General features: G+C 65.8%; 23 protein-coding genes. 13 read left to right on the top strand and 10 right to left on the bottom strand.

All coding sequences use genetic code 11. The features are described from left to right. The first annotated feature begins 109 nt into the window (after positions 1–109). From paoA to paoC, 3 genes are read left to right on the top strand one after another with little or no spacing between them, the layout of a single operon-like run. Positions 110–763, top strand: a complete 654-nt coding sequence (gene paoA, locus ABIB38_RS18080; protein WP_429205946.1) for an aldehyde dehydrogenase iron-sulfur subunit PaoA — start codon at positions 110–112, stop codon at positions 761–763. Further along, positions 760–1713, top strand: coding sequence for an FAD binding domain-containing protein (locus tag ABIB38_RS18075; RefSeq protein WP_429205945.1), 954 nt, complete (start codon positions 760–762; stop codon positions 1711–1713). The genes paoA and ABIB38_RS18075 overlap by 4 nt, the downstream gene beginning before the upstream one ends. Before the next feature lie 17 nt (positions 1714–1730). After that, positions 1731–3929: an aldehyde oxidoreductase molybdenum-binding subunit PaoC gene (paoC, locus tag ABIB38_RS18070; protein WP_429205944.1), complete on the top strand. Its 2199-nt coding sequence runs from the start codon at positions 1731–1733 to the stop codon at positions 3927–3929. 29 nt (positions 3930–3958) lie between these two features. Here the strand turns inward: paoC and ABIB38_RS18065 are convergent, their stop codons facing one another. From ABIB38_RS18065 to ABIB38_RS18045, 5 genes are read right to left on the bottom strand one after another with little or no spacing between them, the layout of a single operon-like run. Continuing rightward, positions 3959–4852: a LysR family transcriptional regulator gene (locus ABIB38_RS18065; RefSeq protein ID WP_429205942.1), complete on the bottom strand. Its 894-nt coding sequence runs from the start codon at positions 4850–4852 to the stop codon at positions 3959–3961. 50 nt (positions 4853–4902) lie between these two features. Next, the gene (locus ABIB38_RS18060) at positions 4903–5202 is read right to left on the bottom strand and encodes a hypothetical protein (RefSeq protein ID WP_429205940.1); all 300 of its coding nucleotides are present in this window, start codon (positions 5200–5202) and stop codon (positions 4903–4905) included. A 9-nt stretch (positions 5203–5211) separates the two neighbouring features. After that, entirely contained in the window at positions 5212–6240 is a 1029-nt protein-coding gene (locus ABIB38_RS18055; RefSeq protein WP_429205938.1) for an RsiV family protein, read from the bottom strand. A 1-nt stretch (position 6241) separates the two neighbouring features. Next, positions 6242–10705: a translocation/assembly module TamB domain-containing protein gene (locus ABIB38_RS18050; RefSeq protein ID WP_429205936.1), complete on the bottom strand. Its 4464-nt coding sequence runs from the start codon at positions 10703–10705 to the stop codon at positions 6242–6244. Beyond that, entirely contained in the window at positions 10705–12594 is a 1890-nt protein-coding gene (locus ABIB38_RS18045) for an autotransporter assembly complex protein TamA (protein WP_429205934.1), read from the bottom strand. Before ABIB38_RS18045 ends, ABIB38_RS18050 begins: the two co-directional genes overlap by 1 nt. A 194-nt stretch (positions 12595–12788) precedes the next feature. Here ABIB38_RS18045 and queC point away from each other — a divergent pair, with 194 nt between their 5' ends. Beyond that, complete coding sequence (gene queC, locus ABIB38_RS18040; protein WP_429205933.1) at positions 12789–13505, top strand: 7-cyano-7-deazaguanine synthase QueC; 717 nt, start codon at positions 12789–12791, stop codon at positions 13503–13505. A 155-nt stretch (positions 13506–13660) separates the two neighbouring features. Here queC and ABIB38_RS18035 read toward each other — a convergent pair whose 3' ends face one another. Continuing rightward, positions 13661–14032 (bottom strand): hypothetical protein, encoded by a 372-nt coding sequence (locus ABIB38_RS18035; RefSeq protein WP_429205931.1) that lies wholly within the window; start codon positions 14030–14032, stop codon positions 13661–13663. A 219-nt stretch (positions 14033–14251) separates the two neighbouring features. Here ABIB38_RS18035 and ABIB38_RS18030 point away from each other — a divergent pair, with 219 nt between their 5' ends. The 8 genes from ABIB38_RS18030 (at position 14252) to ABIB38_RS17995 (ending at position 21231) form a co-directional block, all read left to right on the top strand. Further along, positions 14252–14497, top strand: coding sequence for a hypothetical protein (locus ABIB38_RS18030; protein ID WP_429205929.1), 246 nt, complete (start codon positions 14252–14254; stop codon positions 14495–14497). A gap of 112 nt (positions 14498–14609) precedes the next feature. Further along, positions 14610–15113 (top strand): hypothetical protein, encoded by a 504-nt coding sequence (locus ABIB38_RS18025; RefSeq protein WP_429205927.1) that lies wholly within the window; start codon positions 14610–14612, stop codon positions 15111–15113. Positions 15114–15224: 111 nt separating this feature from the next. Next, positions 15225–17174 (top strand): GAF domain-containing sensor histidine kinase, encoded by a 1950-nt coding sequence (locus ABIB38_RS18020; protein WP_429205926.1) that lies wholly within the window; start codon positions 15225–15227, stop codon positions 17172–17174. 418 nt (positions 17175–17592) lie between these two features. Then, positions 17593–19329: a phosphodiester glycosidase family protein gene (locus ABIB38_RS18015; RefSeq protein WP_429205925.1), complete on the top strand. Its 1737-nt coding sequence runs from the start codon at positions 17593–17595 to the stop codon at positions 19327–19329. Between the two features lie 385 nt (positions 19330–19714). Continuing rightward, entirely contained in the window at positions 19715–19966 is a 252-nt protein-coding gene (locus tag ABIB38_RS18010) for an AbrB/MazE/SpoVT family DNA-binding domain-containing protein (RefSeq protein WP_429205923.1), read from the top strand. Further along, positions 19960–20307, top strand: a complete 348-nt coding sequence (locus ABIB38_RS18005; protein ID WP_429205921.1) for a type II toxin-antitoxin system ChpB family toxin — start codon at positions 19960–19962, stop codon at positions 20305–20307. Before ABIB38_RS18010 ends, ABIB38_RS18005 begins: the two co-directional genes overlap by 7 nt. Positions 20308–20596: 289 nt before the next feature. Further along, positions 20597–21052, top strand: a complete 456-nt coding sequence (locus ABIB38_RS18000; RefSeq protein ID WP_429205919.1) for a hypothetical protein — start codon at positions 20597–20599, stop codon at positions 21050–21052. Next, the gene (locus ABIB38_RS17995) at positions 21049–21231 is read left to right on the top strand and encodes a hypothetical protein (protein WP_429205918.1); all 183 of its coding nucleotides are present in this window, start codon (positions 21049–21051) and stop codon (positions 21229–21231) included. The genes ABIB38_RS18000 and ABIB38_RS17995 overlap by 4 nt, the downstream gene beginning before the upstream one ends. A gap of 17 nt (positions 21232–21248) precedes the next feature. Here the strand turns inward: ABIB38_RS17995 and ABIB38_RS17990 are convergent, their stop codons facing one another. Together ABIB38_RS17990 and ABIB38_RS17985 are read right to left on the bottom strand one after the other, a co-directional pair. After that, positions 21249–22754, bottom strand: a complete 1506-nt coding sequence (locus tag ABIB38_RS17990; protein WP_429205916.1) for an HD domain-containing phosphohydrolase — start codon at positions 22752–22754, stop codon at positions 21249–21251. Positions 22755–22944: 190 nt separating this feature from the next. Next, on the bottom strand, positions 22945–23682 hold the full coding sequence (locus ABIB38_RS17985) for a DNA-formamidopyrimidine glycosylase family protein (protein WP_429205915.1): 738 nt from the start codon (positions 23680–23682) through the stop codon (positions 22945–22947). A 163-nt stretch (positions 23683–23845) separates the two neighbouring features. Between ABIB38_RS17985 and ABIB38_RS17980 the strand changes: the two genes are divergently transcribed. Continuing rightward, positions 23846–24340 carry a DUF3016 domain-containing protein gene (locus ABIB38_RS17980; RefSeq protein ID WP_429205914.1) on the top strand — a complete coding sequence of 165 codons (495 nt, stop codon included), beginning with the start codon at positions 23846–23848 and terminating at the stop codon, positions 24338–24340. Positions 24341–24601: 261 nt separating this feature from the next. Here the strand turns inward: ABIB38_RS17980 and ABIB38_RS17975 are convergent, their stop codons facing one another. Both ABIB38_RS17975 and ABIB38_RS17970 read right to left on the bottom strand, forming a co-directional pair. Next, positions 24602–25729, bottom strand: a complete 1128-nt coding sequence (locus ABIB38_RS17975) for a hypothetical protein (protein ID WP_429205912.1) — start codon at positions 25727–25729, stop codon at positions 24602–24604. Between the two features lie 22 nt (positions 25730–25751). Continuing rightward, the gene (locus ABIB38_RS17970) at positions 25752–26240 is read right to left on the bottom strand and encodes a hypothetical protein (protein WP_429205911.1); all 489 of its coding nucleotides are present in this window, start codon (positions 26238–26240) and stop codon (positions 25752–25754) included. Between the last annotated feature and the right edge of the window lie 23 nt (positions 26241–26263).

Below are 26263 nucleotides of genomic sequence, written 5' to 3'. Positions count from 1 at the left end.
TTCATGAACAGGAAACATAAGCCCATGCCGCGTCCTTCATGAATCGCGGGAAGGGCTTGCCGTAACATCAACCGGATTTTTAAACCGCTGACAGAAGGAAACATACCCGATGGACGACTCCAACAATATCAACCAGACCCGGCGCGGTGTCCTGATCGGCGGCGCGCTCGGCGCGACGGCGGCGGCCCTGCCGCTGGCCGGCGCCCAGGCGGCGGGGCAGGGCGCCGCCGGCGCGCAGACGCCGGCGCCGGTGACCGGCAAGGTCACCCTGCGCGTGAATGGCCAGGCGCGCGAACTGACGCTCGACACCCGCACCACCCTGCTCGACGCGCTGCGCGAAAACCTGCACCTGAGCGGCACCAAGAAGGGGTGCGACCAGGGCCAGTGCGGCGCCTGCACGGTGCTGGTCGACGGCCGCCGCATCAATTCCTGCCTGAGCCTGGCGATCATGCACGACGGCGCCGAGATCACCACCATCGAAGGCATGGGCACGCCAGACAAGCTCCATCCGATGCAGGCGGCCTTCATCAAGCACGACGGCTTCCAGTGCGGCTACTGTACCCCGGGGCAGATCTGTTCGGCCGTGGCGGTGATCGACGAGATCCGCCAGGGCATCCCGAGCCATGTGACCGGCGACCTGAACGCCAGGCCGCTGCTGTCCGTCGACGAGATCCGCGAGCGCATGAGCGGCAACATCTGCCGCTGCGGCGCCTATTCGAACATCATCGACGCGATCAAGGAAGTGGGAGGAGTCAAGGCATGAAGGCATTCAGCTACCAGAAGGCCGCCACCCCGGCCGAAGCGGCGGCGGCCGCCGCCAGGACCCCGAACGCGCGTTTCATCGCGGGCGGCACCAACCTGCTCGACCTGATGAAGCTCGAGATCGAAACCCCGGCCCACCTGATCGACGTGAACGGCCTGGCGCTCGACAAGATCGAGGCGACGAAGGAGGGGGGCCTGCGCATCGGCGCGCTGGTGCGCAACACCGACCTGGCGGCCGACGCGCGCGTGCGCAAGGATTACGGCGTGCTGTCGCGCGCGCTGCTGGCCGGCGCCTCGACCCAGCTGCGCAACAAGGCGACCACCGCCGGCAACCTGCTGCAGCGCACCCGCTGCCCCTACTTCTACGACACCAATATGCCGTGCAACAAGCGCGTGCCCGGCAGCGGCTGCACGGCCATCGGCGGGCACACGCGCGGCCATGCGATCGTCGGCCAGAGCGATGCCTGCATTGCGACCCATCCGAGCGACATGGCGGTGGCCATGCAACTGCTCGACGTCGGCGTGGAGACCGTGCGGCCCGACGGCAGCGCGCGCACGATCCCGATCGCCGACTTCTATCGGCTGCCGGGCGCCACGCCGCACATCGAGCACAGCCTGATGCCGGGCGAGCTGATCACGGCGGTGACCCTGCCCAAGCCGCTGGGCGGCAAGCACTATTACCGCAAGGTGCGCGACCGCGCCTCATACGCGTTCGCCCTGATCTCGGTGGCGGCCGTGGTGCAGCCGGACGGCAGCGGCCGCGTGGCCGTGGGCGGCGTGGCGCACCGGCCGTGGCGCGTGCCGGCGGCGGAAAGCCAGCTGCCGCGCGGCGGCAAGGCCACCACCGCGCAACTGCTGGCCGGCGCCCGCACCACCGATGACAACGCATTCAAGATCCTGCTCGTCGAGCGCACGCTCGATTCCATCCTGGCGCAAGCCCGTGCGAGCTGAAAGAAAGGCTTGAGACCATGAAATTCACCAAACCCGAAACCACCAATCCGATCGACCAGATGAAGGTCGTCGGCAAGCCGCTCGACCGCATCGACGGCCCGCTCAAGACCACCGGCGGCGCCCCTTACGCCTACGAGCAGCATGCGGCGGCGCCGAATGCCGCCTACGGCTACGTCATCGGCGCGGCGATCGCCAAGGGCCGCATCGTGTCGATCGACACCGCCGCCGCGCGCCGCGCGCCGGGCGTGATCGCCGTCGTCACCTACCAGAATGCCGGCAAGCTCGGCAAGGGCAACTTCAACACCGCCCACCTGCTGGCAGGGCCCGAAGTGCAGCACTATCACCAGGCGGTCGGCATCGTCGTGGCCGAGACCTTCGAGCAGGCGCGCGCGGCGTCGTCGCTGGTGAAGGTCGAGTACGCGAAGGCGAACGGCTCCTATGACCTGGCCGCGGCGATGAACGCGGCGGTCACGCCCAAGACCGGGGACGCCGAGTCGATGGTCGGCGATTTCGACGGCGCCTTCGCCGGCGCGCCGGTCAAGCTGGACGCCACCTACACCACGCCCGACCAGTCGCACGCGATGATGGAGCCGCATGCCTCGATCGCCTCGTGGGATGGCGACAAGGTGACCGTCTGGACGTCGAACCAGATGATCGACTGGGGCAAGCAGGACCTGGCCAAGACGCTCGGCGTCCCGGCCGCCAACGTGCGCCTGATCTCGCCCTACATCGGCGGCGGCTTCGGCGGCAAGCTGTTCCTGCGCGCCGAGGCGGTGCTGGCGGCGCTCGGCGCCCGCGCGGCCAAGCGGCCGGTCAAGGTCGCGCTGCAGCGCGCGCTGATGATCAACAACACCACCCACCGTCCGGCCACGATCCAGCGCATCCGCATCGGCGCCACGCGCGAAGGGCGCATCAACGCGATCGCCCACGAAAGCTGGTCGGGCGACCTGCCGGGCGGCCAGCCGGAAACCGCGGTCCAGCAGACCCGCCTGCTGTACGCGGGCGGCAACCGCCTGACCCGCCTGCAGCTGGCCACGCTCGACCTGCCCGAGGGGAATGCGATGCGCGCGCCGGGCGAGGCGCCGGGCATGATGGCGCTCGAGGTGGCGATGGATGAGATGGCCGAGAAGCTCAAGATGGACCCGGTCACCTTCCGCATCGTCAACGACACCACGGTCGACCCTGAAAAGGCGGGCCGCAAGTTCTCGCAGCGCCGCTACGTGCAGTGCCTGCGCCAGGGCGCCGAGCGCTTCGGTTGGGCAAAGCGCAAGGCGCAGCCGGGCCAGGTGCGCGAGGGCGAGTGGCTGGTCGGCATGGGCATGGCGTCGGCCTTCCGCAACAACATGAACATGAAGTCCGCCGCGCGCGTGCGCCTGGAAAGCGACGGCAAGGTGACGGTGGAAACCGACATGACCGACATCGGCACCGGCAGCTACACCATCATCGCCCAGACCGCGGCCGAGATGCTCGGCCTGCCGGTCGAGCGCGTCAACGTGCGCCTGGGCGACTCGGATTACCCCGTGTCCGCCGGTTCGGGCGGCCAGTGGGGCGCCAACAGTTCCACCGCCGGCGTCTACGCGGCCTGCGTCAAGCTGCGCGAGCAGATCGCGCAAAAGGCGGGACTGGACGCCGCCAAGGCCGAATTCGTCGATGGCGCGGTGCGCGTGGGCGCGCGCTCGGTGCCGTTGACCGAGGTGGCCAAGGGCGGCGCGATCGTGGCCGAGGACACGATGGAATACTGCGACCTGGAAAAGCAGTTTCAGCAGTCGACCTTCGGCGTGCACTTCGTCGAAGTCGCGGTGGACGTGGCGACGGCCGAGGTGCGCGTGCGGCGCATGCTGTCGGTGTGCGCGGCGGGCCGCATCCTGAACCCGAAGTCGGCGCGGAGCCAAGTGATCGGCGCGATGACGATGGGCGTGGGCGGCGCGCTGATGGAGCACCTGGCCGTCGACAAGCGCCTGGGCTTCTTCGTCAACCACGACCTGGCCAGCTACGAGGTGCCGGTGCATGCCGACATCCCGCATCAGGAGGTGATCTTCATCGACGAGAGCGACCCCACGACGTCGCCGATGAAGGCCAAGGGCGTCGGTGAACTGGGCCTGTGCGGCGTCGGCGCGGCGGTGGCGAACGCGATCTACAACGCCACCGGCGTGCGCGTGCGCGACTATCCGGTCACGCTCGACAAGATGCTGGATAAGATGCCGTCACTGGCCTGACCAGGCAGGATCGGCGCCATCCCCGTGCATCAGTCCTGATGGCGGATGGCGTCGATCACCAGCATCAGCGCGCGTGAGGAATGGCGGCGGCTGGGGTAGAAGGCGTGCAGGGGTTCGAAGGGAACGCACCAGTCGTCCATCACGCTGACCAGCCGCCCCGCTTCCAGGTGCGGGTCGACCAGGCTCCCCGGCAGGAAAGCCAGGCCGACGCCGTGCAACGCGGCGTCCAGCATGTGGTAGACGTTGGTGAACACCGACTGTCCGCGCACGCGCGCTTCCAGCGGCTGGCCCGCATGTGCCAGTTCCCACGCATACAGCCCGCCGCTGCTGGGCAGGCGCAAGGTGATGCAGTTGTGCTTCATGAGGTCCTGCAGCGAGGCCGGCACGGGCCGCCGCTCGAAATAGGCGGGCGCGCCGACGATCCGCATCGGCACTTCGTCCGTCAGGCGCACCCCGATCATGTCTTTCTCTAGCTGGTCGCCATGGCGCACGCCGATGTCGTAGCGCTCGGCGGCGATGTCGATCAGGCGGTAGTCGGAGCTGATCTCGACGTGCAGGTCCGGGTATTGCGGCAGCAGCGGCGCGATGCGCGGCCACAGGATGGTGTCGATCACGTGGTCGATCGCGGTGATGCGGATGGTGCCGGCCGGCTTGTCGCCCAGGTCGCTGACGGCCGTGATCTCGGCCTCGATTTCTTCCAGCCGCGGGCCCACGTTCTGCAGCAGGCGCTCGCCGGCCTCGGTGGGCGACACGCTGCGGGTGGTGCGCGTGAGAAGGCGCACGCCGAGGCGCGCCTCCAGCGAGCGCACGATGTGGCTGAGCGCCGACTGGGTCATGCCGAGCTTCGCCGCGGCGCGCGTGAAGCTGCGCTCGCGGGCGACGGCGAGAAAGACGAGAATGTCGTTGATATTGTCACGGGCCATTTATTGATGATACATGAACATCAATACGATGGCTTATTCATGAACAAAATTTATGGATTACTGCTCTTGAGCCAGTCGCGGCCCTTCGCGTCCAGCGCCGCGTCGATGACGTCCTGCGGCAGGCTGTAGACCGTGGCCCAGGTGGCGCGGCCGTCGGCGGCGTTGGACGGAAAGCTCGTGGTGTCGATCGGCCAGTGGTACTTGCGCTTGAGCGCGCGGACGATGGCGGCCAGGGTCACGCGGCCGCGCAGCGGTTCGGCGCCGGCCTGGTCGGCGCCCGACAGCAGGACGGCCAGCACCGCGCCGCGCGCGGTGCGCGGGCCGGGGAAGAGGGGAGTTTTACGCGGCATGCGCGAATTCTACCCGTCCGCGGCGATTCTCGCGCCGCGCGGCAAGTTCCTGACGCAGCCCTCCAGCTCGGCGCGGGTCAGGAACACGCTCGGAATGCCCTGGGAGAAGCTGCCCACTTCATACGGATCCCAGTGGAATTCGATGCCGGATGGCGTCGGAATGAACTTGGGTTCCCTGAACACGTCCAGCGCGCCTTGCTCGGCCCACGACAGCCCTTGCTCGGCCAGCTTCGCCACGAGCGCGGCCGAGACCTGGTCGCGGCAGGCGGTGCCGGCGTCGACGAAGCCCGTGAAACGGGTATGCACGGCCTTGCCGCCGCCCAGCGCATAGTGACGCATCGACGAGCGGTAGTTGCCGTGGGCGGCGCCATGGCCGAGGGTCCAGGCGCTGGCGTCGAGCGACAGCTGGCCCTGCGAATGCCAGCGCACCAGGACCTTGTTCGTGCATTCAAGGTCGGCGTCGCAGCGGCCGGCCATCTCGCGCACCCACGCGTCCAGCGCGGCGTCCCCGAACACCGGGAACAGCGCGGAAAACACGAGTGGCGGGTCCGCACCCTCGGCCCGGGCCTGCGGCCGGTTGAGGGCGACCGCGCGGTAGGTCACGATGCGCTCGAGCGCGAACGACCGCGCCGGCGTGTCTGGCGCCTGGCGCCAGCTGCCCTTGCCGCCGCGCCGGTCGGCGTCGAGGTCGACCGCGAGCCGCTCCGGCCCCTGGGCCCCGGAGTCGAGCAGCGGGACCAGGTTCAGCGCGCCCGGCGGCGCTTCCAGTAGCGCCAGCGCGTGGGCCTGGCCGGTGTAGTCGCGCGGGAACCAGTACGCGCTGTCCATGATCTTCGCGGCGTCGCCCGGCACGCCGCCTGGCGCCGGGTAAGCCAGCGCGAGCTGGAACGCAGTGCCGTCCGGGAAGCGGCCTTCGTACAAGCCGCCGGCCTCCCATTCGATGCGCTCGGGCGAGCGCAGCAGGTCGCCATGGCCCTGCGCCGCCACCGGGCGGGCGAGCGCCAGCAGCACGGCAAGGACGCAGGTGGCCGCTCTCAACTTAGTCGAAGGCCCACGAATACAGCACGTCGAGCGCGCTGTTGGTCCCGGTCTGGAACTGCAGCGTGATGCGCGGCGTGAGCTTGTAGCGCAGGCGCACCAGGCTCGAGGCGGTGCTGGTGCCCTGCTCGAAGCTCAGGTAAGCGCGCGACGAGATGCGCTTGCCGACCGTGACCACGGTGCTTTCCAGGCCATCGGAATCGCCGCCGCCGGCGCCCTGCTTGAGTCCCAGTTCGTCCACGCCCAGCGAGTTGGCGAGCTTCGACTGGATACCGCCGGTGCCGCCGGCGCCGCCCAGCAGGGCGCCGGCGGCGGCCGTCAGCACGCCTTTCTGGTCGCCGCTGGCCGCTTCCATGCTGTGACCCAGCACCAGCCAGGACAGCTTGTCGCTGTCCGACACGTTCGGCGTCGACACCAGGCGCGCGGTGGGCGACTGGGCGGTGCCGCGCACCTGTACGCCGGCTTCGACGTTGGTTTCCGAGAGCTGTTCGCCTTCGGGGCGCTTGCGCACCGCCAGGATGTCGAGCGACGGGTTGTCGTAGGGGCCGCTGAAGGTCAGCACCGCGCGCTCGATCGACAGGTTCTGCCCGTAGGCGGCGTAGGTGCCATTGACCGCACGAATCGTTCCGTTGATGCGCGGCTGGCCGGCGCCCGTCATGCGCACCCGCGCGCTGCCGGCCAGGTAGGCGTCGATGCCCATGGCGCGCACGTGGAAGTCGTCGCCCAGGTCGGCCGCGAGGTCGACCGTCAGCGGCACGTCCTTTTCCGTGGCGGTCGGCGTCTTCTTCTCGGCGCCGCGGCCCAGCACGATGACGTCGTCCGAGATCGTCGGCCGGCCCTGCGGCGCGAATTCGATCAGCGCGCGGTCGGCGCGGAATTTGCCTTCCAGCGCGAAGCGGCTGGCGTCGCGCACCAGCGACGCCTGGCCGCTCACGATCAGCCGGCGGTCGGGCCGGGATAGCGCTTCGAGCTTGTCCATGTTCAGGCGCAGGTCCATGGTCGGCGCGCCGTCGGCGAAACGCACGAAGCCGCTGGCTGCGGCGCTGCCCTGGCGGCCCTGGAAGGTCAGGCGTTCCACCCGCAGCTGGTCGCCGCCGAGCTGGGCGCGCAACTGGCCGTTCTGCAGGCGCACGCCCTGTTCGGCCCAGCGCACCGCGAGCCTGTCGCCATCGAGGTTGCCGTTCAGGATGGGGCGGCCGATGGTGCCGCCGCCCGTCATGGCCAGGCGCAGCGCGCCATCGAGTTCCAGTCCCGGCTGGCCGGCCAGCGACGCCAGCCAGGCGATCGACGGGATGTCGGCATTGGCCGTCATGCGCAGCGGGCTGTCGCTCTCCAGCCGGCCGTTCAGCATCTGGGCATTGGCTTCGACTTTGGCCACGCCGGTGCGGGCGCCGTCGAAGTCCAGGTTCACGCGCAGGCTGCTGCCGACCACTTCGGCGGATGCTTCCAGCCGGCGCAGGCCGAGCGGCACCGGCGTGTCGCCGCCGACGATGGCGTCGCCGGATTCGCGGAACACGCGCACGTTGCCGGCCAGCGAGGGCGCGGCGCCGTCGGCGACCGGCGCGCGCATGTCCACGACCCAGGCCGCGCCCAGGGTCAGGTCGCCGCGCGCGTTGTCGGCCAGGGCCGGCGAGAACTGCGCCAGGTAAGTGAGCGGCACCTTGTCGGCGTGGCCGCGGCTGCTCCAGCGCGGGCCATCCTTGGTGAGCGTGTCGACCGTGATGCTGCCGTTCGGCAGTTGGATCACGGCGCCATTGAAGGCGATGCGTTGCGGGCTGGCCAGGCCGCCCAGGCCGGAGCCCGGCGCGCCGGCGATCGTGACCGGCACGGGGTTTTGCAGGCGCATGGCGTAGCGGCCGCGGTTCTGCAGCGCGGCCAGCGTGCCGCTCCAGGTGTCGCGGTTGAAGCCGCCGCGGATTTCGGCGTTTGCATCGAAGCTCTCACCGAGCGCCGACAGCCTGACCGTGTGCGCGCCGCGCGTGCCCTCGGTTTGCAGGCGCAGCGACGCCACGCGCGTGTCGCCGCTGGCGTAGTCGAGCACCTCGACGTTGCTGACCAGCGGATCGGCCGCGCCGCGGCCGGAACCCAGGTTGGCGCTGGCACGCAGCGACCGCACATTGTGCGTGCCCAGCGCCTTGAGGTTCTGGCCTTCGATGCTGGCGCTCAGCGACGGCGTGTCCATGGTGCCGGACAAGGCGCCCGAGGCGCGCAGCGCGCCGCCGAACTCGGGGCCGAGCGCCGCCAGTTGCGGCGCGTCGATCTTCCAGTTCAGCGTGTCGCGCGCCAGGCCGAAGGCGCCGCTGGCGGCGATCACGTTCGGGCCGATGCGCAGGTCGACGTCGGCATTGGACACGTGGCGGCGGTCGGCGCTCAGGCGCGCGTGGCCGCGCAGCGGCGAATTGGCCAGGGTCGAATCGTCGGCCAGCTTCAGGTCGAGCGCGCCGCGCCAGTCGGCGCCGGCGCGGCCGCTGCCGCTGAAGGTCGCATTGATGCTGCCGGCCAGCGGCGAGCCGAAGGCCGCCGGGTTGAACCGCTGCATGCTGCCGCTGGCCTTGACTTCCACTGCACGGGCGGCCTCGGGGCCGCCGAGCCAGGCTTCGCCGCTGGCGCGCAGCACGCCGCTGCCGTTCTTGCGCTGGGCCGCGACCCAGCCCAGGTTTTGCGCGTTGACCTCGAAGGTGGTGCGCGGCGCTTCCATGGTGCCGCTGACGACGCCGTTGGCGCTGACCGCGCCATACAGGTCGCTGCGCACCGCCGCCAGCTGGCGGCCGTCGAGGCGCCAGTTCAGGCGGTCGCCGGCGCCGCCGAACGCGCCCCTTAAGTCGACCTTGTTCTGGCCCAGCGCCAGGTTGGCGTCGACGCCGCTGATGCGCTTCGCATCCGCGCTCAATTTGCCGCTGCCGGACAGCGCCTGGTTCATCAGGCGGCTCTGGCGCACCGCGAAATCGGCGTCGACCTTCCATTCGGGGCTGAGCGCGCCGGCGGCGTTGATCGTGGCGTTGATGTCGGCCACCGGCAGGTCGCCGAAGTCCGCCGGGTTGAACCTGCTTGCGCTGGCCGTGGCCTTGAAGGCCTTGTCGCCCTCGAGGTTCATGCTGCCGCTGGCGGTGACGCTGCCGCGGCCCGCGGTCAGGCGCGCCTGGTTCAGCGTGGCGACGTTGTTTTCCAGCGTGGCCAGGGCCGACAGGCGCAGGCCGGCATCGAGCAGGTTCGCTTCCAGCGTCTGGCGCGTGGCCTCGTTGGTGACCGCGATACTGCCCTTGATCGCGGTCGGCTTCATGGCCGAATGGACTTCGCGCAGGTTGAAGCGCTCGGTCTGCAGGGCGAAGCGCGCGGTGCCGATGCCTTCTTCGTCCTTCTCGCGCTGGACGCCGCCGGTGCCGGTGAACTGGCCGGCGGCGCCGAAGTCGAGCAGCACGTCGGAGATCTGCACCGCGTCCAGGCTGCCGCCCAGCCGGCCGCGTGCGGCGCGCAGCGGCAGGCGCTGCTGGTCGATCGTGCCTTCCGGGCCGGTATTGGTGATGTCGACGCTGCCGCTGATGCTGCGGTTGGCGTCCAGCTTGCCGGTCACGGCCAGGGTCAGGTCGGCGGTCGGCAGGGCGGGGTTGAAGAAGCCCGGATCGAGGTTGCGGCCATTGATGCGCAGTGCGCGCAGCGGGATCTCGGCGTAGGGCGCGATGGTGAAATGGGCGTCGCCGATGGCGCGCCCGGCCTGGCCGGTAGCGTCGATCCGGGTCGCGTTCTCGAGGTCGCCGCCCACCTTCAGCTGCAGCTGGGCGGCGCGCGCGCCGGCGCTGGCCTGCGATTGCGTCAGGCTCCCCGAAGCGTCGATCTTGTAGGGGCGCTGGGCGCCGAGCGTGACGTTGGCCGCCACCTGGCCCCAGGGCGTGCTGGCCGCTGCATCCTGCACCACCCAGCTGCGCTTGTCGCCGCTGGCGCGCACGCGGATATTGTCGATCGTCGTTTCGGCGCCGGCGACGTTCACCATCGTCAGGCGGTTCAGGCGCGCATCGTCGGCCTCGATCCGGAACGGCGGCGCGAGGCTCGCCGGCAGCACCGAGGGTTCATCGGTTTCCTTGAGCGTCTGCATGCGCACGCTGGCGGCCCACAGCTTGTCGACCAGGATGCCGCCCGACAGGATCTGCGACGGCGACCAGTCGACGTCGATCTTGAGCGCCGTGACGATCTGTTCGTCGGTGCGCCACACGAGGCGCTCGATGTGCATGGCGCCGTAGATCGAACCGGTGACCCCCAGGACGGTGAGCTTGCCGCCGGTGGCGTCGGCCACGCGCTGGACGATCATTTGCAGGGTGCTCTCGCGGCCGAGATACCACAGCGCACCGCCGACGATGACGCCGGTGGCGACGACGCCGATCGCCACGCGGCGCGGCCAGCGGCGCGGCGTGGGCCCCGGCGCCTGGTCGGGCGCCGGACGGGTGATTGGCTTGTCTTCAGGTGTATCCATCAGAACGTGAATCCGAGTGAAAAGTGCAGGCGCGCCTTGCGCACCGCGTGGCCATAGGCCAGGTCGACGTTGATCGGGCCGACCGGGCTGCGCCAGCGCGCGCCGACGCCATAGCCCGACTTGGGATTGAGGTCGCCAAACCTGTCGGCGGCGTTGCCGACGTCGTAGAACACGGCCACGCCCCAGGGCGGCTTGAACCAGTACTGGTATTCGGCGCTGGCGGTGGCCAGATAGCGCCCGCCGACGGTGGCGCCGTTTTGCTGCACGCCCAGCTCCTGGTAGCCGTAGCCGCGCACCGACTGGTCGCCGCCGGCGCGGAACAGGAAGGTGCTCGGCACGCCCAGCTTTTCCTTCGAGGCCACGGCGCCTGCCTCGCCGCGCAGGAGCAGGGTGCCGGCGGCGCCGACCGGCTTGTAGTACAGGCCGCGCAGGTAGATGCGCAGGAATTTCTCATCGGTCAGGATCGGCAACACGGCGCCGCCGAACTGGCCGCTCAGCACATAGCCGTTGGTCGGCTGGATCAGGCTGTCGAGCCGGCGCCTGGTGATGCTGTAGGTGAGCGGCAGGCTCTTGCTGCGGGTCGGCTCGAAGCCCTCGACTTCGCGCTTTTCGGTCAGCGCCTCGAGGGTCAGGCTGCGCTCGAGCAGCGGCGAGCCCCAGCTGCGGTGCGCGCCCACGCTGGCCAGCGTGGTGATCTCGCCGCGCAGGTCTTCGCGCTCGACGCCGGCGCTGATGCTGTCGTTATAGCCCTTGGCCGTGGTCGGCCAGAACAATTCGCCCTTCGCGGTCTGGCGCTTCTGTTCGTAGATCAGGTCGCTCTTGAAGCGCTTGCCGAACACGCTCAGGTCGTCGTAGCCCAGCGAGGCGCGGGCGCCGGTGTCGGTCGAGAAGCCGACGCCGGCCTCCACGAATTTCTGCTTGTTTTCGGTCACACGCACCACCACCGGCAGGGTCGTGGGGCCGGTGGGCCGCTCCGGCGTCGCCGGATTGGCGTCGTCGTCGGCGTCGTCCCTGATGTCGGCGATCTCGGCATTGAGCACGGCGCGCATGTCGGTGCTGACCTCGACGCTGCTGAAGTAGCCGGTGTCCTGCACCCGCGACTGCAGGGCCTGCAGGGCCGCTTCGCTGTATTCGTCGCCGGGGTTGATCTTGTTGAGGTTGGTGATGACTTCGCGCGGATAGCGCGTCAGGCCGCGGATGCGCAGCTCGCCGAAGCGCATCTCGGGGCCGGAGTCGATCACCACGCGCAGCAGCGCGCGGCGCGAATCCGGATCGACCGTGGCGCTGGTCTCGACCAGGCGCGCGCGCGGAAAGCGCGTCTGCGCCACGTCGCGCAGCAGGCCGTTCTTGGCGCTTTCCCAGTCGCCTTGCCTGAACTGGCTGCCGACCGGCAGCGTCCAGCGGTTGCGCAGGGCATTGGCGTCGAACGGCGCGCCGCCTTCCTCGAACGAGGCGAAGCCCTGCAGCACCAGGTCGACGTCGCCCACCAGCACCGGCTGGCCGGGGTCGACGATGACGCGCGCCACCGGCCGCGCGCCGCTGGTATCCAGGCCGGCCGAGATCTTGGGCGAGTAATAGCCCTCGGTGGCGATCAGGGTGCGCGCCTGCTCGGGCGCCTCCTTGACCAGGCGTTGCAACTGTTCGAGGTCGACCCGGGCATTGCCGCGCCAGCGCATCAGGTCGAGGTTATCTTCGAGCAGTTCTTCGAGCGCGCGCGGGGCGTCGATGCGCACCGTGTAGTCGACCGCGGGGGCATTTTCCTGCGTCGCTTGCGCATGCACGGACGTGGCGAAAGCCAATGCGCTCAATCCCGTCAGCGCATGGCGCGCGAGCCGGGAAAGTAGCTGGGACGACTGTTGCGGGCGGGAAATCGGTCGACGTGACAACATGGTGCTCCACTGGGAATTCTCGCTCGCATCTTAACTGATTGTTAAAGTCAATGCCGCCACGGAATGTTGTACGTGCGCCTCGGGCCCGCCCGCACACGGCGCCGGCAATCTGTGACAGAATGCCCCCGCTTATTGCCCCGCTTCTTGTCCCGCTTATTGCTCCGCTTTCGATCACAGTTCTTGCCTTTGCCACCATGACCACTCCCTCTTCCGACACCGCGCTCGTCCTCTTCAGCGGCGGCCAAGACTCCACCACCTGCCTCGCCTGGGCGCTGCAGCGCTATGCGCGGGTCGAGACGATCGGTTTCGATTATGGCCAGCGCCACGCGATCGAACTGGAGGTGCGTCCAACCCTGCTGTCGAAGCTGCGCGCGCTCGATCCCGGCTGGGACGCGCGCCTCGGTGACGACCACATGATCGACCTGTCCCTGATCGCGAAAATCTCTGACACGGCGTTGACCAGCAATGTTGAAATCGCCATGCAGGAAAACGGCTTGCCGAATACGTTCGTGCCTGGCCGCAACCTGATGTTCATGACGGTGGCGGCCACGGTGGCCTACCGGCGCGGCCTGAACGTGCTGGTGGGCGGCATGTGCGAGACCGATTTCTCGGGCTATCCGGACTGCCGCGACGACACCATGAAGGCGCTCCAGGTGGCGCTCAACCTGGGCATGGCGACGCGCCTGAAGGTCGAGACCCCGCTGATGTGGATCGACAAGGCGCAGACCTGGGAACTGGCGCGGCAGGAGGGCGGCGACGCGCTGGTGGACCTGATCCGCTTCGACACCCACACCTGCTACCTGGGCGAGCGCGGGGACGCGCATCCCTGGGGCCATGGCTGCGGCGCCTGCCCGGCCTGCGCCTTGCGCGCGCGCGGCTACGAGCAGTACGTGGCGCGCAAAGAGGCGTAAAAAAGGCCGGGGCAAGCCCGGCGTAGGGTCGGCCTCGGCGGCCCCGCGCTAGGCCGCCGACGCGGTGATGGTTGGCCGCGAGATCATCCGGCCCGAAATCGGGGCCGGTAACAATCACCGCGTCGGCGGCGAGCCGCCGACCCTACCAGTCTATCTCAAGCAGTGGCGGTCTTCTCCAGATCGACCTTGCGCGAGCGGCTCATGAAATACCACACCACGAGCACCGGAATCGCGAGCGGCAGCAGCAGCGGCGAGATGGCCAGGGCCAGCACCACGGCGCCGATGCCCAGCGAACCGAGCAGCATCACGCCGACGCCGGCGAATACCACCGCCAGGAGCACGGCGACCATCATGGTGACGAACACCGCCAGCAAGGCGCCGCCGCCCGCGAACAGGGTGGCCAGCATCCAGCCCAGCGGGCCATCGATCTCGTCGCCGTCGAGGTGCACCGTCATGTCGTTGCCCCAGCTGTTGAACAGCAGCGCGGCGAACAGGAACAGGATGACGTAGGGGGCATATTTTTTCATGGCGGTCCTCGCAAAAGGGTAGGTGGTCGGTTCGACGTGTCGTTGTTGCATGGTCGAACTGTATGCCTGCACGCGCGGCGCGGCCACCGGCATGCGACAGGCCGCATGTTTTGCGGAACGAAACGTGCATAGCCGGGTCCGGGCAGAATCGCCGGCAATTTTTTGCTTGTAATGCTTGCCCCGTTTCCTATACTGACCCTCTCTTTACAGGGGGATCCTATGCACGCTGTCATTCATGGAATCCGGGACCGCCTGGCCGTGGTCAATAGCTGTCCCAAAGATCCGCCATCGGCGCCGCCCGCGATACCGCCGATCGTCATCAATCCGCATGGCCCGTCCGGCCGGCAGCCGCCGGCGCCGATGCCGAACGGCGACCCGCGGCCGATTCCCGTGGGCCCGCCGATCGTGCCGCCGCCAGGCCCGGGTTGGCGCTGCCCGCGCATCGTCGACGATTGCCCGGCCTGATATTGTCGAGTCACCGCACAAAAGCCTGGTCTGCTTGCCTGTGCGGGCTTTTTCATGGGTCCCCTTTCCTCTATGATCGTGGTTTTGGCGCAAGCGACACAGAAGGAAACAGATGAACGACCAGACCCACGATCACGACGAAGAAGAGCAGGACACCGGTCCGGTGCAGGAACCCCGCCTGTGGCAGGGCAATGGCTGGACCGCGCGCGTGATCAAGAACGACGACGACGAAGGCTGGGCGGTGGCCATGTACAAGGACGGCGAGCCGGAACCGGCGCTGGTCGGCCCGTGGACCATGGGCCGCGACAAGAAGAACCCGAAGCCGCTCGACGTCAATGCCTTCAATACCTTGATCAAGACCGCGTCCGAGGTGATCCGCCGCCACGAGCAGCACATGCACGCGATCCTGCACAAGAACCTGTTCGTGGCGACCGGCGAGGGCGAGCTGAAAGTGACGCTGGACATCGTGCCGGACGATGACGACCCCTATGCCATGCTGGCCGCGACGGACGAGATGGGCGAGCAGGTGGCAAAGGTGCGGGTGGCCCCCACCTTCAAGCTGACCCAGGCCTCGGCCCTGGCCTGGATCGAGAACGATTTCCGCGCCCCGCGCTGAATCACCACATTTACACCACATTCACCCGCCGCCGACTGCTGCGGCGGGTGGCAAGCTGCTACTATTTCCCCTGCGCATTTATTCGCAATGAACTGAATATGTGGGGGAAGCATGGAACGTCTTGACCGGCTGGAAGCGGTCCAGTCGATGCTGCTCGAGATCGGGCAATTATCGACCAGCTGCAGCGACATCACCGCATTCATCGAGGCCGTGCACCGGGCACTGGGCCGCATCATGTATGCGGCCAATTTCTACGTCGCATTGGCCGACCGCGAAGACGGTACGGTGCGCTTTCCATATTTTGTCGACGTGGCCGACGGAGGTCGTGATCCGGACGAGCGGATCATGCTGGCCTCGCCCGAGCAGTCGCCGACCGCCTGGGTGCTGCTCAACCGCCAGCCGCTGGTCTTGACGGCGGCCGATTTCCACGAACGGCTGCGCAGCAGCGGGCGCTGGGGCGATGGCAGCGTGCCGGAACACTTCGTCGCCTGCCCGCTGCTGGACCAGCATCACCAGGCGCTGGGGGCGATCGTCATCCAGAGCTATTCGCCCGAAGAGACCTATAGCGCGGAAGACCAAGCGCTGTTCGCCCTGATCGCCAACCACGTGTCGAATGCGCTGCAGGGCTTGCAAAGCGTGGAGCGGCTGGAGCGCGCGGTCGCGGCGCGCACCGCGGCCCTCGCCCATGAGGTGGCCGAGCGCGGCCGCGCCGAGAAGGTGCAGCACGCGCTGTACCAGATCGCCGACCTGTCGGCCCAGGCGCTCGACACCGACCTGCTCAGCGCCAGCCTGCACGGCATCATCGGCGAGCTGATGGTGGCCGACAACTTCCTGATCGCGCTGTACCACCCGGATACGCAAGAGATCAGCATCCCGTATTTCGTCGACCGGAAGGACAGCACGCCGCCTCTGCAGCGCTTCCCGTTCGGCAAGGCCATGTGCTCGTACGTCTTGTCGAGCAAGCAGGCGCAGCTGCACGACCAGGGAAGCTTCCGCCAGCTAGTGGCCAACGGCATCGTCACCGAGCCCCTTGGCAATACCGAGATCGCGAGCTGGATGGGCGCGCCGATGCTGGTCCACGAAAGGCCATATGGCGTGATCGTGGTGCAGAGCTACGACCCGGCCATCGTCTACACCAAGGCCGAGCTGGATCTGCTGGCCTTCATGGCCAGTCACGTGGCGGTGGCGATCGCGCGCATGCAGGCCGACCGCAAGATCCGCATCGCCAAGCAGGAACTGGAGCAGCAGAACGCGGCACTCAATGACGCCCTGCACGCGCTGCAGGAAGCGCAATCGGAACTGGTGCGCCAGGAAAAGCTGGCCTCGCTGGGACGGCTGGTGGCCGGCGTGGCGCATGAGATCAACACCCCGCTGGGCATTTGCGTGACCGCGACCAGCCACCTGGTGCAGGAACTCAAGCTCACGCGCGAGGAACTGGCGGCGGGCGAGATGACGGAAGACAGCCTGGCGACGTTCTTCGACGTGGTCGACCAGTCGCTGCGCATCATGACCACCAATACCCAGCGCGCGGCGGCGCTCGTGCGCAGCTTCAAGCAGGTGGCGGTGGACCAGTCGTCGGGCGATATCAGGAGCTTCAATCTCGACGCGTACCTGAAGGAAGTGCTGCTGTCATTGCAGCCCAAGCTCAAAGGGCGGCCGGTCGAGGTGACCGTCGACTGCCCGAAGGACCTGGTGCTGGACAGCTATCCGGGGGCGGTGTCGCAGATCGTGACCAATATGGTGGTCAATTCTCTAGTGCATGGCTTCGAGCGGGACCAGCCGGGCAAGATCACGGTGCGCGCAGCGGTCGAAGACGATGGCTGGGTGGTGCTCGACTATGCCGACGATGGGGCGGGGATGGACAAGGACACGCTGGACAAGCTGTTCGATCCGTTCTTTACCACCAAGCGCGGGACGGGGGGGAGCGGGCTGGGGGCGCACATTTTGTACAACCTGGTGACGGGCGCGCTCGGCGGGACGGTCAGGGTGGAGAGTGCGCCGGGGGAGGGGCTGCGGTATCACTTGCGGTTTCCGCAGTCGCAGCGCAAGAGTGAGCGATAAAAACAACAAGCAGGCATGTGGATCTCTCAGTTAAAAGTCCGGATCTTATTGTTGAATCTGTCAGGAATGAACAACCTGATTGCAACTGCCGGTATCGAGGCCTGGAGCCGACCAGTAAGCTAATCCTGACGTATTAGCTTGTTTCTGCAATCTGCAACACATGGGAATTTTGATGAATCAAGGGCTTAGCTTGAACAATGTGTTGTCCTCAATGGAAGAAGTTAAGGACACTTCAGGGACTGACCTGTTCATAGTTTAGATTGCCAAGATCCCTAGAGGCTGTTATTGCCAAGTTTGCAAATGTTTGAGCAACGCCAACCGGTCCTGATCCCCGCAGAGTCAAAATGACAACTTCACTCAACAGTACGCTGCAAGCTGCTGTTCCCAGCGTTTGTATTTCTCATTGGAGTCGAAAATCATGCTGCTGAACCGGGTCATGCCTGTTCTCTTGCTGTTCGTCGCTGCGCACGCCATCGGAGCACCCACCCCGAGGTATGCAACTCAACTTGAAAAATTCTCCAGCGAGTCCCGCATCCCCGATAGCGCAATGCGCCTTCGTGTCAGCGTGGCCACAGATGCGCCCTCCAGCGAACGCGCCGTGCGGATTGGTGATGTCCTACTGTGTTCGAAATCCAATTGTTATCGTGCCCGCACGACGGGCTATGTCGATGTTACCGACACGTCGGCCGGGACCGCGAACGTGGTTGCCGATGTCGTCATGCCGGTGGTCACGATCACCGATGTCTACTTCACGGAACCAAACGGTGGGCCGGCTTTGACCGGTCATGTCAATCTCAAGGCTCCCTTTGTCATGGAACAGGGCTTTTACGGCGCTGAGCTCCTGATTGGCGTCCGCAAACAGCAGCTGAACGCAAAACCATCCTATATCCCGACCCAAGCCGCCAGTTCCTTTTTTAATCCCGAAAGCAGCTTGGTGCATTATTTGCCCTCACTGCAAACGGTCGCGAAACTGCCGGGCGGCGCCGTGCTGACGATCCCCGCTGGCGCCCTCGATGCTGCGCAAGTATTTCACGTCAGCGTCGACAACGTGGGCGAGATGTATCCGCGGATCGACATCTATCCGTACGTGAAACTGCATAGGCCGGCCACCATCGACGTGCCGTCGATCCCGGGGGGCACCTCGGCGCATGAGATGATAGTTCCTATTGGTACACGGGAGGAGCAAGCGTTATGGGCCACCCCGAACGCCGGTCCGGCGAGGAATGCCCGGATGGCACTTCCGCAGACCGGGGTGATCAAGCCTGACATCCTTGAGGATTCAGCGCTCGGCTCGCCTCGAGCGATCAACGGCATGCCCTCTGACGTGCCTTCCGCGTCCGCGGGAACTACATGCGCTGGCTATCTTGCGCAACCGATCGTCATCGGAGCGCTCAACCTGGCGCTGCTCAAGACCGGCGCCGTCCGCGTGAAAACGTGTGAGAAGATTCGGCCTTACGTGCATATCGTTTACGTCAACACCAAAGACAATCGCATCCGATATTCGCTTCCGTATGCAATGTCGTCTGCCGGGCAGGGGAACGGTCCGTATTTGCGTCTGCAGCGCATCGACGCCTTTACAGCATCCCCGTCGATCGCGATGATCAACGGGTTCACCTGGTCCGGCGATTCGGGCACGTTCGATAACCAATGGGGTAGGGCCGAAGGGATCGTCCGTTCCAATGGCGTGGCGTTGGGGGACAATGTTAGCGGCGGAGGCGCAGGTTGCCCTAGTTGCAAAAACGGCGGCAACAAGTTCGTCATGGCCTACGGCGGTGACAAAAGCCAACCTGCTTTCTTCACCACCACGACGCCAAGTAGCCTCGGCAGTTCTTCGCTGAACGTGGTCAGCTCGTCGACATCGATTGTAAAAAATGGTGCCTGTGCGGCATCAGGCGACCAGAACCGTTGGTCCGCTGTCGGCGCGGCGAACGGGCGCATGGTGTTCATTTCGTCAACGTCGGACGGGACAACGTCTGCAGCGGAACTGTGCACAGTGTTCAGGGCCATGCTGATCAGAAACGCGCTCCGGCTCGATGGCGGGCCCAGCGCATCGCTCGTGGTCAGTGGTCAGTTGCTCAACGAGCTGACTGGTCTGGCCCGCCTAAAGTATGGTCGTGCGCGCCACATTGCCTACCCGCTTCGGATTAGCTATTAGTAGCGTGGCATGTACCCGTATGTAGCCAGCCTCGCGTTTTCTCTATCCCGAATTCGGCTCGACAATTACCTGGCCTGCGACAGCTTGCAGTCCCATGTCACGAAGCTTTACCGCGATGCCGGCATACGGGGCGGTTCTTCACACAGCGGCAGGCGCACGATGGCGTCGCGGCTGATCCAGCAGGGGGGCAGGTCGACACCGTCCAGCTCCTGCTCGGGCACGCCGAACTGGATCACGTTCGACCATACCTTGAAGTTAGCCAGGAACGCTTACGAGAGGCATTCAGCAGTGTTCTCTGAGCGGTTTTGTAGATACATTGTAGATCATATAGTGGTTGACGAAAGTTCGCTCATGAATCTACAATGTATCAACATCAGGAGAACTTATGGAACTGTCAGTGCAGAAGTGGGGGAATAGCGCAGCTGTTCGCTTGCCTACCGAATTGCTCGGTATCCTCAAGGTGTCGCTAGGCGATAAGTTGAGCGTGAACGTTCAGCCGGACGGAGTATTGCTTAAAGCAGCGCGACCATCGTATTCGCTGGCTGATCTGGTCGCGCAGTGTGACCCGACGGCTCCGCATCCAGATGACCTGGCCGCATGGGCTGAAGTGAAGCCTGTCGGGCGCGAGGTATGGTGAGCCGCGTTAAATTCGGACGTGGCGACATTGTTATGGTCAATCCCGATCCAACCGAAGGGCACGAACAGCAAGGAATGCGTCCGGCGCTGGTCTTGTCGACGAGCGCCTTCAATGCCCTCGGCGTTGTATTGGTGGCGCCCATTACGCAGGGTGGTAATTTTGCACGCCACGCCGGTTTCGCGGCTTCGCTTGGCGGCTCGGGTACGAAAACGCAAGGCGCGGCGTTAGTCAATCAGGTGAGAATGCTCGACTTGGAGGCGCGAAAAGCAAAGCGTGTAGAGACTGCGCCCGAGTACGTGGTTGAGGATGCGCTGGCTCGTCTGCGCGCGATCACCGATTGAAAGAAAACCTGGAACCGAAAAATCTACACCCAGTCATGGAATATGCGATCCGGCAATCGGAAGCAATTTCGCAGCGGAAGAGTGAGCGATAAAAATAATCTGGTGTCGTCGCAGCGCACTGGCCCGTGCAGGAAGGACGAGTTGTAGCTGATATCGGTACCCTCGACCTTTTCTGAGCGCCATCGAACCCGATACTGTTCTTTAGCAAATCTGACCGGTAGAACAGGAAGGAAAATCCTACTTTGAGCAGTTTGAGGAGCAATAAGTGGGTAGAGCAACGAACAGTGCCATGCAGACGCGGGCGAATGCGCCTAAGCCTGACACAGGCCCATATATCGGTGAAGTGATGCTTCATTGCGTGATCCGGCCGGACGATTTCAAGCATACTCAAGCGATCATCGTATCCGGCGACGGCTGGAATATTTGTGGTCACGCATTGTTGCACGTCGGCCCTGGCTGGTTCTTCCATGTCGCTGGCCTGCATGACAGACCGCGATTCATGCGTCATGAAGGCTATCAGCGTTATCTACGAGAAAGTGATAAGCGTGAAATCCGTCGCACAATGGTGCATATCCCGGACATTTTTGGCGCACATAGAAAACTACTTGACCTGGTCTCCAGACAATGGCTGTGGCTGATGTTGCCTAATAACTGCACAACATTTTTAGAGCAAATCGTGCAAGCTGGAGGGAGCAGGGCCGGAATGGTGTTTAACTGCCCAAGCGCGGAGAAATTCGCACCATGAAACGCACGCTGGTCTCTTTGGGCATCGGGTTTTCAGCTGCAGTGCTGGCCTACATCGTCATTTTATTTGTTGAGCCAACGATGTACGTGGAAAAGGCTGGCAATATTATCGTGAATGCCTTCCTCATTGGTTCAATCGTCACAGCATTATCGTTCAACAGGTTTAAACGCAAACGTTAGCTACTCGGCTTTCCCGATCAATCCGGCCACTTCTCATTGATCGCCAGCGCCTTGTCCATATTCTTGATCAGCAGGTCGACATACGTCGGATCCAGATGGTGCCCCGCCACCTCGCGCAGGTGTTCGGTCACTTTTTCCGTCGGCCACGCATCCTTGTAGCAGCGCTTGTGGCTCAGCGCGTCGAACACGTCGGCCACCGCCACGATGCGCGCATACGGGTGGATGTCTTCGCCGCGCAGGCCTTGCGGGTAGCCGCTGCCGTCGTATTTCTCGTGGTGCTGGTGGGCGATCACTGCCGCCGCCTTCAGGATCGGGCGCTGCGAGCCGTCCAGGATCTGCAGCCCGATGGTCGGGTGCTGCTTCATGATTTCCCACTCTTCTTCGGTCAGGCGGCCCGGCTTGAGCAGCACCGCGTCGGGCGTGGCGATCTTGCCCACGTCGTGCATCGGCGCGGCGTGCATCAGGACCGCCGTCTCGTCGTCCGGCATGCCCGCGGCCTGCGCCAGCATCTGGCAGACCTGGGACATGCGGCGCACGTGGTTGCCGGCCTCGTGCGAGCGCGATTCGACCACGTCGCCCAGGCGCAGGATCAGTTCGGCCTGGGTGTCGGTGATTTCCTGGTTTAACAGGATGTTGTCGAACGCGATCGCCACGCCCGAGCAGAACACTTCCAGCAGCTGGGCGTCGATGTCGGAGACCTCTTCCACGCCCTTGAGCACCAGGAGCGAGGCCTTGCCGCTATTGTTTGGAAAGTAGCCGACATAGGTGTCGCCGTGCAGGCGCGAGATGCGGTTGCGGCGCGCGTCGTCCAGTTGGCCGAGCAGTTCCGGGCCGATCTCTTCCTTGCCGATGTCGCCGATCTGGGCCAGCACCTCGTACTGGCTGGCGCCGGTGATCACGCTGGCCGCCTTCAGGCGCAGCAGCATGCTCTGTTCCAGGCGCAGCAGGGCCACCACCTGTTGCAGCAGGCCGTTGGCGAAGTCCTTCAGGTTGCGTTGCTGGAAGATGTGGGCGGACGCCGCGATCACCCGTTCCAGGCCTTCGCGGTAGGTCTGCTGCACGCGGCGCGCTTCCTCGACCTTCATGATGTCGCGGTAGGCGCGCAGGGCGGCGAAGGTGGTGGTGAACAGCTTGGTGCGGTCGAGCTCGGTCTTTTCCTTGTAGTCGTTGATGTCGTAATCGACGATCACGCGTTCCTCGGGCGCCTGGCCCGGCTGGCCGGTGCGCAGCACGATGCGGGTAAACTGGTTGTCGAGCTCCTGGCGCATCCAGCGCGCCACTTCCAGGCCGCTGTCCTCGCGCTCCATCACCACGTCCAGGAAGACCAGCGCGATGTCCTGTTCGCGCGCCAGCACTTCCTTCGCTTGCGCGCCGCTGTAGGCATGCACGAAGGAAAGCGCGCGGCCGTCGAGGCGGAAGCGCGCCAGGGTCAGCTTGGTGATGTCATGGATATCGGGTTCGTCATCGACCAGCAATACTTTCCAGGGTGCGAGCTTGGGCACGGCGGAAGACAGGAAGGACATAGATGAATCCGATATTTTTGGGAAAGTTGTCTGGGGTAGGCTATTTTTGATCGTAAATATAGCCCGGAGTCAAGCGATTGTAGTACGACCCATGACCCTTAACAACAAGCAATATTGAATTCGTGCAATTGCGATGTAACAGCTAGTCTCTCAAAGAGGGAGGAGTGTTGCGGACAAAAGACAACCTACTTCAGGTGTAGCTCTTTTGACAACGCTCGCAGTAAAAGGCGCGCCGGCGCGTGGTGCCGAGATTGGCTTTTTTAAAAGGAATGTCGCAGCGGGGGCAGGTCTTCTTGGCATGGGCCAGCCAGTGCTGCTTGAGCACGAACGCTTTTTTCCAGCCCAGGAAATCGAAGCTGTAGCGGCGCGCCTCGTCGACCAGGGCGCGCAGCTTGGGCGCCGGCAGCGCCCCCACGGTCGACAGCGGATGGACGCGGATGCGAAACAGCACCTCGTTCTTGATGATGTTGCCGACGCCCGAAAAGATGTCCTGGTCGAGCAGGGCGTCGCAGGCCAGCAGTCCGGGCCGCGCGCGCAGCTTCTTGCGCGCCCGTTTCGGATCCCAGCTGTCCGACATGACGTCGGCGCTGACATCGTAGGCCTCGAAGGTCGCGCGGTCGATCTCGCGGATGGCGCAGGCATAGAAATTCATTTCACCGCCGTCTTGCGTCGCGATCGACAGGCGCGGCGGCTTGTCGCGCCGCTCGTCGATGCGATAGGTGCCGAACAGCAAAAAATGGATGCGCAGGACGAGGTCGGGCAGCTCGATCAGGAAGTGCTTGCCCCAGGTATGCAGGCCGACGATGCGCTGGCCCACCAGCCGGCCCGGATCGACGGCGCGGACGTTGCCGCCGGCGCGCACGATGTCCTGGCCCACGAAACGGGCCGACTGTTCCTTCAGGATGACGAGCGATGGACCTTCGGGCATGGCATTCTCCTTGTGCCATTCTCATCCGTCACCACCTGTTGGTCATGTGCGAGGCCTAACATTTGGATACAAACTACGACGATTCGAGACGAGCGCGGCTGCGCGAGGCGGCGTATATTCCAGGGCAGGACGAACGATAAAAGCAATCCTAGGAGCTAGAGCGATGAAATCATTATTGATGAAAACGGCCTTCGCGGGCCTGTGCGCGCTGACGGCCGGCGCCGCCTCGGCCGGCGTCACCGTGAAGTACATCGAATCCGACAAGTTTGCCGACCTGCCTTTCGCGCCATGGGAGCGCGAGCAGGTGCTGAAGGACTTGAGCGACCATTTCACCAAGCTGGGCGGCCAGCTGCCGGAAGGCCAGGACCTGGCGATCGAAGTCCTTGATGTCGACCTGGCCGGCAATGAATACCCGAACCTGCGCGGCGGGCGCGAGCTGCGCGTCCTGAAAGGCATGGCGGACTGGCCGATCATCAACCTGCGCTATTCGCTGACCCAGAACGGGCAGGTGCTCAAGGGCGGCGATGCGCGGCTGGCCGACATGAACTACATGCAGCGCCTCAGCCGCATGTCGGACAGCGACAGCCTGCGCGCCGAGAAGCGCATGATCGACGACTGGTTCAATGAGACCATCCTGAACAAGAAACGGGGCCGGTGAGCGTTCGTCTTTACCCTGCGTTTCAGTAGCGCCCGCAGTACTGATGCCGTTAGTTAAGCTGCTGAGCTAGCCGTCAAATACGTCGTCCCCGCGCAGGCGGGGACCCAAGTTCTGCAAGCGTCGTCGAAGCGCTTGCAAGATGGGGTCCCCACCTTCGTGGGGAGTCGTTACTGCCAGTGGCAGTAACGACGTCTTTACGCTAACTCACGAAAACCTTCGCCTTGTCTTGACGTCATGACGCCCGCAGGGCGCCTTTTTCCGCTAGTCGTCCTTCCCCACCGCCCTGGCGCTGCTTGCCCTGAACGGATCGCGCACCGTGTAGTCCGATGGAACCTTGAACAGGGCCGCCGGCGGCTCGCCGCGCTTGAGCTTGTCGAGCCGGTACACCACGTCGCCGCTGCGCGGATCGCTGCGCTTGTGGTACACCGTCACCTGCAGCTCGGGCGCGTACCAGGTCTCGCTGCTGACCTCGATCGGCGCGCGGTTGCCGATCTCGCCGGCCGGGATCGTGTAGCTGCGCTGGTTGCCTTCGGCCTGCACGCCCGAGAAATCGCGCCCGCCCAGTTCGCGCGTGACGGCCTTGGCCGACCATTTGCCGTCGTTGGCGGCGCCGATGATCATCGGCGTGATGTGCGCCGACAGCGCCCGCGCCGCCGGCATGGCCGCAGGGCTGGGCTGGGCGACGCGCACGCGCACCTCGGCCGCGTCAAGGCCGCGCTGGACGTCCTTGACGATGACGTGCGCGCCTTCCGGCAGCTTGCCTTCCCTGCGCAGCTGGTCGATGCGCTCGCGCGCCCCGTCGGCCGCGCGCCGCTGCTGGTCGGCGCTGGCGCGCGCGCCGTCCGCCTGGACGCGGGCCTGGTCCGCCGCGATCCGGGCCTGCGCCGCCGCGGCGCGCGCGGTGTCCGCGTCGGCCCGGGCGCGCTCGGACCGCATGTCCAGGCGCGTGGCGCTCTTGCGCTGCGGGTTCAGGATCCAGCGCGCGCCTTCGACCGGGTCGCTGATGGTGATGGTGCGCAGCGCGCCGTCGTCGCCGTGCACCTCGGTGCGGGTGCGGCCGGCGCCGTCGCGGTACTGCATCGAACGCGAGGTGTTGACGATCTGGTTGCCGTCGGCCAGCCGCTGCATGCTCTCCGAGACCGCTTCGGCGCTGTAGGGCGCGTTCTTGACGATGCCGGCGCCCGAGATCCTGAGCATGGACGCGGCCAGGCTGGCGCTGTCGCCGGCGCGCTGCGCGGCCTGCTGGCCGGGCGCCAGCGTCACCGCGCCCTGGCGGATCACGATGCGGCGTTCGCCGTCGCCGCCCTGGCCGGTCGTGGTGTCCTCGGCCAGGGCCGGCGCAAAGGCGCTGGCCAGCAGGGTCGCGATCAAGAAGTTCCTGGTATTCATACAGTCCTCGTAGTCGATTGGGTCAGTTGACGGCGCTCAGGCGCACCGCCAGGGGATGGCCGTCCTGCGCCACCAGCATTTCGGCGCGCACCGTCTCGCCCGCGGTCTGCGGATCGAGCGGCATGCCCAGCGGCGCCAGCGCGCTCTGCGGCAGCTCGGCCTCGACCACCCGCGTATAGGGTTCGCGCTCGATCCGCTCCAGCGATTCGAGGGCGATGAAGGCGGCGCCGTCGTCGACGCCGATCAGCGGCGGGCCGATCGTGATCGCCTGGTGCGGCGCCAGCGCCAGCAGCACGGCCACGCCGCACAGCGAGGCCAGGGCGCCGGCCGTGCCCCATTGGGGCGGCGACAGCTTGCGGTACCAGGGCTGCTTTTTCGGGAACTGGCGGGCGAAGGCCTGCAGCAATTCCTTTTCCACGCAGCGCGGGGCGTCCATCGCGGCCAGCTCGCCGCGCAGCGCGGCCAAGCCGGTGGCGAGCAGCGGGTCGGGATTGTCGTGTTGGTCGTTCATCGTTCTTCCTTCCAGCATCATTC

It is taken from the genome of Massilia sp. UYP11 (assembly GCF_050434805.1).
Lineage (GTDB): Bacteria > Pseudomonadota > Gammaproteobacteria > Burkholderiales > Burkholderiaceae_D > Telluria.
The sequence above is the reverse complement of the archived record's forward strand: the minus strand, read 5'-3'. Positions and strand labels throughout refer to the sequence as shown.